We start from the raw sequence: 6,701 nt of genomic DNA, 5'->3' as shown, positions 1-6,701 counted from the left end.
ACGGCCCATCATGGATCGACCTCGTCGCGATTCGCGTCATCACAACGGAATCACGCTTGCCGGCTCGTCTCAACTGACTTTTGCAACAAAATCGGCCCTTAGCGGACAAATCCGCGTCCTGAACAGTTGGACCGCTCTTGCCGCTTAGCGGACCTGGCCATCAGCTCCAATGTCCGCGTTGGCCCATAAGCGGCCTTCCTCTCCTTACGGCTGTAACCATCTCCCTCCGGGGAGACATCGTTCGGTAGCGCGCGCCGCTCCATTCTTGGCGTGGCCCGCGCGAACACAAGCGCAGCCACGCGTCCGTCCGGAAGCCTGCATTGGGTTGCGCAGGATGGATTGCGACAGCGCATTCGCAACCGTGACGAAAGGGTTCTACGATGTCTTATAATTTTCTGCTGGCGTCGTGGGGGACCCTCGGGAATTTGAGCCCGCTGCTGACTGCGGCGCGGAGATTGCACCGGAATGGACATCATATCCGGGTGATGGCGGATCCGGCGATGCGCTCGGAAGTCGAGGCCTCCGGCTTTGCATTTGTCGCATGGCGCCGCGCCCCGACCGGAAAGGCTGCGGATCCGGTGGACGTCTCGGATGTGAAAGACTTTCTACGCCAGGCCGTCTTTGATCCTGCTGCGCTCTATGCGGCCGATGTACGGGATGAGATCGGCCGTATGCCGACGGATGCCGTTCTCGTGCTTGACGTGCTGTTTGGAGCTGCGCTCGGGGCGGAGGCGTCAGGCGTGCCTTTCGCTCTGCTGTCCCCTCATGTCAGCATTCGGCCCCTGCCGGGAATGCCGCCGGCCACCAGCGGGTTGAGGCAACCGAAAACGCCGGAAGAGCGCGCCGAAGTCGACGCCGCCAATGCCAGGCTTACCGAAACACTCAATGTGTTTCTGCCAAGTCTCAACCGCGCGCGTGCCGATCTGGGTCTTCCGCTTCTGGCAGATGTCTACGATCTGTTCGATCGGGCCAACCGGCTTTTGCTCGCGACCAGTCGAGCGTTCGACTTTCAAGCGGACGCGCTGCCCGACAATTTCCGCTATGTCGGACCGCTGCTCGATGTACCGAACTGGTCAAAATCTCGGCAGACGGAGGCGTGGCGAGCGCCATGGTCGGCTCAGTCGGATCGTCCTCGCGGGCTGATCGCATGCAGCACGGGCGCGCAGGGTCAGCGCGAGCTGTTTCAGCGCATTATCAACGCGATGGAGGCGGTCGAGATCGATGCCCTTGCAACAGCCGGTCCCAATGTCGACGTCGCCGATCTCCGGGCTCCGAAGAACGTGCATTTGGTCCGGGGCGCTCCCCATGACCTCGTCATGAAGGATGTTTCCGTGGTGATCTCGCAAGGCGGCCACGGAACGACCACGCGTTCACTCATCAACGGACTGCCGCAGCTCATCCTGCCAATGGGGCGAGACCAGGCTGCCAACGCCGCGCGCGTCGAAGCGAAGGGGGCAGGGCTTCAATTGCCTCCAACCGCCTCCGAAGCGGAAATTGCCGCGGCGGTGAACCGATTGATTGCAGAGCCGCAATTCAGGAAGGCGGCCTGTCTGCTCGGCGAGGCCATGAAAGTCGATATCGATCGGTCCGGCCTCGTCGACGAGATGGAGGCGATCGCCGCCATTGGCCGCGCGGCGAGACCGCAACCGAAGAAACAATCGCTTCGAAAATCTGCCTGACGGATCGCAAGGCGAATGAGCGGCGCACCGTTCGTGAACGATGCGCCGCTCGTTGGTTCATGCCGCTTTGGCGTCGACGCTGCCGATCCAGTTGCGGGCCAGCGTGACGTCGGCCTGCGACAATTGATGGCCTGCCGGCAGGACCTTGTGGTCGACACGCGCGCCGGCTTCCGACAACAGCGCCGCAAGCGTTGCCGAATTGCTCGCCGGCACGATCGGATCGGCCTGCCCGGACAGCAGCAGAATCGGCTTGCCGCCAAGCTCTGCCTTCGGCGGATCCGACAGCGGCACCATGGCACGCAGCAGGATTGCGCCTGCCAGGACGTCCGGCTTCAGCAGCAACAGCGCGGCTGCGATGTTGGCGCCGTTGGAGAAGCCGACCGCAACCGGCGCGGCGATGCCGTATTGCTTCCGCGCATCCGCGACGAAGTCGCCGAGCTCCAGCGCGCGCCGGCGCACGTCGTCCTCGTCGAACACGCCCTCGGCGAGACGGCGGAAGAAGCGCGGCATGCCGTGCTCGAGCACGCGGCCACGCGGCGAGAGCAGCGCGGAGCCGGGCGAGATCATCTTGCCGAGCCCAAGCAGGTCGTTCTCGTCACCGCCGGTGCCGTGCAGCAGCAGCATCGGAGGGGAGCCCGCGCTGGTCGCGGGCTCGAAACGATGGATGAATGTGCTCTCGGTCATGACGCGCTTTCTTCCAGGCTCGGCAGAACATTTTCGATCTGCTTGCGCTGCGCTTCGAGGAAACTCGGCAGCTTCAGATCACGTCCCAGCGTTGCGACCGGTTCGTCGACGGCGAAGCCGGGGATATCGGTCGCGATTTCGAACAGCACGCCGCCGGGTTCGCGGAAGTAGATCGAGCGGAAGTAGTTGCGGTCCCTCTGCTCGGTCGGATGCAGGCCGTGATTGCTCACGAGCTTTTGCGCCATCCGGCCCTGCTCGGCGTCGTCGGCCGCGCGGAAGGCGATGTGATGGACGGAGCCGCCGCCCTGATGTCCGCGCAAAAAGCCCTTGGCCTCGTAGATGTCGACGACGCTGCCTTCGGCATCGCCCGGCGCCTTGAAGCGGATCACCGAGCCCTCGCGTCCGGTCTCCTTGAAGCCGAACACGTCGGTGAGCACGGAAGCCGTCTTCGCCGCGCTGTCGAGCAGCAAGGTCACGCCATGGAAGCCGCGGATCGCGTGCTCGGCCGGGACGTCGCCATTGCTCCAGCCGGGCTCGTTCTCGGCACCGGGGACACCCACAAGCGCGAGCGCCATGCCGTCAGGGTCGGTGAACGGCAGCACGGACTCGCCAAAACGCTTCTCCAGCGCCTCGTAGGCGATGTCCTTCTCGGTGAAGCGCTGCGTCCAGTAGCCGAGCGAGCGCTGCGGCACACGGAAGGCGGTCTGATGGGTCTCGCCGACGCCGCGGCGACCGGCGGGCACGCCGGCCCAGGGGAAGAAGGTCAGGATGGTGCCGGGGCGGCCGGTCTCGTCGCCGTAATAGAAGTGGTAAGTGCCGGGATCGTCGAAATTGACCGTCTTCTTGACGAAGCGCAGGCCGAGATCCCGGGTGTAGAAGCCGAAATTGCGGATGGGATCGCCGGCGATCGCGGTGACGTGGTGCAGTCCAGACATTGTCGTCCTCCAGAATTCGGGGAGCGGTCTTGCTCTGGGTGGAAATATCGTTCCGCTTTGGATTGGAGACAATCCATGCAAATATGACATCTATGTCTACGATTTGGAAACAATCGCCGGGGCCGGCCCTTGGATAAGGTCGCCAGCCTCCGGGCCTTCGTGAAGGTGGTCGAAAGCGGCAGTTTTGCCGAGGCGGGCCGGCAGCTGCGGCTGTCGCGCTCGGCGATCAGCAAATACATCGCCGACCTCGAGGAGAGCCTCGGCGTCCAGCTTCTGAACCGGACGACGCGCCACGCAAGCCCGACCGAGAACGGCCAGCGCTACTTCGAGCGCGCGGTCGTGATCCTCTCGGAGATCGAGGCCGCCGATCAGGCGGTGGCGCAGGCCCAGTCGGCGCCGCGCGGCCTGCTACGGGTCAACGCGCCGATGTCGTTCGGCACGATGCGGCTCGGTCCTGTGCTGGCCGATTTCATGGCGCGCTATGGCGAGCTTCAGCTCCAGATCGTGCTCAGCGACGATCTGCTCGATCCCGTCCAGGACGGCTTTGACGTGACGCTGCGGATTGCGGAATTGGAATCCTCGAGTTTGATCGCGCGAAAAATCATGCCGGTGGCGCGCATGATCTGCGCTTCGCCCGATTATCTCGCGCGTCACGGCACGCCAAAGCATCCGCAGGACCTGCGCGAGCATGTCTCGTTGACCTACGGCTTCCTGCTGACAGGCAATCAGTGGAAGCTCACGGGCAGCGACGGCGATCACTGGATCCAGCCGGCCTGGTCGCTCTGCGTCAACAATGCCGAAGTGCTGCGCGACGTCGCGATCAAGGGCAGGGGGCTCGCGCTGCTGCCGGAGTTCATTGCCGCCGATGCGTTGAAGAAGGGCGAGCTGCGAACGGTGCTGGACAAATATTCCGCGCCGCCACTGGCGCTCTATGCGGTCTATCCGCCGACCCGGCATTTGTCGGTGAAGGTGCGGCTGTTCATCGATTTTCTGGTTGAGCGGTTTGGGCGCGAGGAGGAGGCGGGTGTGCGGACGCGCTGAGGTAGGCGCGGGCTCATCAAGCGGCCGGCCGATGTCTGCTTGGCCCCGAACAGCGGCCGAGAAGCGGGGTATTTTGCCTTTGGGCCAGAAGGCGGCACAAACGGATGGGCAATCCTTGCAACCCATTGTAGAATAGGGGCGGCTTGGAATTGCGTACCATGGCGCAGGAGCGGCCAGTCCGGGTTGAGCGCAGGTTAGCGGCTATCTTGGCCGCCGACGTGGTTGGCTATTCGCGACTCATGCATCGCGACGAAGAGGACACACACGCTAGACTGACTTCCCTTTTAACGGAGGCTGTCCACCCGGCGATCGCCGAACACCGCGGCCGCATCGTCAAGAATACCGGCGACGGATTCCTGGCAGAGTTTCCAAGCGCGGTCGAAGCGGTCCGCGGGGCCGTGCAGTTCCAGACCCGTATCAAGGAGATAACGATCGACGAATTAGGAGACACGCGCATTGCTTTGCGCGTGGGTATCAATATCGGCGACGTAATCGTCGAACCCCACGACATCTTTGGGGATGGCGTTAACATCGCGGCTCGGCTTGAGGGCATCGCGGAGCCGGGCGGCATATGCATCGCGTCTTCTGCCTACGATCAAATCCGAGGCAAGGTCGGGGTACAGTTCGCTGATTTGGGCGAGCAAAACCTCAAGAACATTGCTTGTCCCATCAGATCCTACGCCGTGGTCTGGGAGACGCCTAGCCAAGCGACACGGGCCTCAACTGCGTCCACGTCGCCCACGATACTTGGCCACGGTAGCGAGCCAGTCTCGCATGTTCGCCAAAGGAAGTACCCGTTTGGTCCGTTCAGGATTGTGAGAAGCCACGAGGAAACGGGCCTGATCGGCCACAGCGCGGTAAAAGAAACCGCTGCTCGCCGAGCAATGCATCTACTGGCCAACATCAAATCTGGTCCCAATACCGTACTCGGCATGATGTTCTTACTGGCAGCGGTAGGCGCTTTGGCCGTTGGATTGATTGGCTATTGGACGACCTGGAAACCGGCTCGCACCGAGCTTGTGCACGCGAGTACTGCACCGCGCACGCCGACGGGCTCAGTGATCAAGCCGACCCACTCTCAGGGGCCGATAGTTCTGATCCTCCCTCTCATCAATAATACTGGAGACCCAAGATATGATGCAGTTGCCTCGATCTTGACCGAGCATATTGGCGCCTCGATTGGCAAGTTCTCTTCCTTGCGTGTCATCGAGCGCTCCCTCGCTGAACCAATGACGACGACCGAATACGGGCAACTAGCACGAAAAACGAGCGCCCAGTATGTCATTGGTGGCAGCCTGAGAGGTTCGGCCAAAGGCATGGCTATCAGTATTCAACTGAGTGATGCGCTCGCGGCGAGTTCGGTATGGTCAAGGAACTTTGAGGTTGGCTCCGAAATTATCTCGTCGACATCGCTTCAAGACGAACTCGCTGGTCAAGCTGCAACGTTAATCGCTGCCTATCCGGGTGCTATTGCGACCGCCGAGTACAAGCGGGTGCAGGCGAAGCCGACCGGCGAGCTCAGCTCTTATGAGTGCATTATCCAAGGCGTACTTGCAGGAACGGTCGGCACACCCGCAGCGGTGATCAGAGCGCGCGAATGTCTCGATCGCGTCACCCGCGAGGAGTCCGCCAACGCCACTGCCTGGGCAGTATTGGCTGGCGTTATGCTCAATCAGCGGTCGTTTGGGTTCGGATTGCCTCAAGACGAAGCGAGAAGCATCGACAAGCGGCTCTATCTCAACGAAGCGATCTTGAAGGCATCACTGCGTGCGGCCGAGCTAGCGCCGGATGATAGCTTCGTTCGCTTTCGCCTGGCCATTGGATACTTCGCCAATTGTCAGACCGACTTGCTGCAGTACGAAGCTGAAAGGGCGATTGCACTCAATCCATATGATGCCTACGCGATAGGTTCGTTGGGGCTTAGCCTGGCGTTTTCGGGACATTGGGATGCTGGCGCGGCCATGGCCGAAAAAGCGCTTGGCTTAATGGGAGCGAGTGCACCGAGCTTGTGGTGGTATGCGCCCGCAAAGCGACATTGGTCTAGAGGTGAACATCAGGAAGCTTACGAAACATTTCGCCGTGGTTACGTCGAGGGTCTTTGGCTTAGTCATCTCAACATGGCTTACGCGCTCGCATCCCTCGACAGGCTCGACGAAGCAAAAGCCCATGTTACCAAGCTATTGAAACTTGAGCCTGAGTTCTCCACACGCGAGGCAAACAGCTTCTTTCGGACGTACTGCCTCGAACCTTCGTTCCGCGAAAAAATGGCGAGCGCGTTGCGTAAAGCCGGGCTACCTGAGGAATGACAACGGTCCACCGCGGAGTTCGGCTTCGGGTCGCAAACGGAAGGCGCTAGCGATCA

At 61.8% G+C, this 6,701-nt stretch carries 5 protein-coding genes; 3 read left to right on the top strand and 2 right to left on the bottom strand.

All coding sequences use genetic code 11. The features are described from left to right. Positions 1-380: 380 nt before the first annotated feature. Positions 381-1,679: a glycosyltransferase gene (locus CT676_RS28555; RefSeq protein WP_085403110.1), complete on the top strand. Its 1,299-nt coding sequence runs from the start codon at positions 381-383 to the stop codon at positions 1,677-1,679. A 57-nt stretch (positions 1,680-1,736) separates the two neighbouring features. Here the strand turns inward: CT676_RS28555 and CT676_RS28550 are convergent, their stop codons facing one another. Next, complete coding sequence (locus CT676_RS28550) at positions 1,737-2,363, bottom strand: alpha/beta hydrolase (protein WP_085403112.1); 627 nt, start codon at positions 2,361-2,363, stop codon at positions 1,737-1,739. Beyond that, complete coding sequence (locus CT676_RS28545; protein WP_085403113.1) at positions 2,360-3,298, bottom strand: ring-cleaving dioxygenase; 939 nt, start codon at positions 3,296-3,298, stop codon at positions 2,360-2,362. Before CT676_RS28545 ends, CT676_RS28550 begins: the two co-directional genes overlap by 4 nt. Before the next feature lie 129 nt (positions 3,299-3,427). Between CT676_RS28545 and CT676_RS28540 the strand changes: the two genes are divergently transcribed. Continuing rightward, on the top strand, positions 3,428-4,339 hold the full coding sequence (locus CT676_RS28540; RefSeq protein WP_085403115.1) for a LysR family transcriptional regulator: 912 nt from the start codon (positions 3,428-3,430) through the stop codon (positions 4,337-4,339). 158 nt (positions 4,340-4,497) lie between these two features. After that, entirely contained in the window at positions 4,498-6,645 is a 2,148-nt protein-coding gene (locus CT676_RS45400; protein ID WP_244623289.1) for an adenylate/guanylate cyclase domain-containing protein, read from the top strand. Positions 6,646-6,701: the final 56 nt, after the last annotated feature.

The organism is Bradyrhizobium sp. MOS001 (assembly GCF_004634465.1).
Taxonomy (GTDB): Bacteria; Pseudomonadota; Alphaproteobacteria; order Rhizobiales; family Xanthobacteraceae; genus Bradyrhizobium; species Bradyrhizobium barranii.
The sequence above is the reverse complement of the archived record's forward strand: the minus strand, read 5'-3'. Positions and strand labels throughout refer to the sequence as shown.

What these genes read in the sequence shown, in the direction of transcription:
- CT676_RS28545 (WP_085403113.1), bottom strand. Translation starts at nt 3,298, where the DNA reads ATGTCTGGACTGCACCACGTCACCGCGATCGCCGGCGATCCCATCCGC.
- CT676_RS45400 (WP_244623289.1), top strand. Translation starts at nt 4,498, where the DNA reads ATGGCGCAGGAGCGGCCAGTCCGGGTTGAGCGCAGGTTAGCGGCTATC.
- CT676_RS28555 (WP_085403110.1), top strand. Translation starts at nt 381, where the DNA reads ATGTCTTATAATTTTCTGCTGGCGTCGTGGGGGACCCTCGGGAATTTG.
- CT676_RS28550 (WP_085403112.1), bottom strand. Translation starts at nt 2,363, where the DNA reads ATGACCGAGAGCACATTCATCCATCGTTTCGAGCCCGCGACCAGCGCG.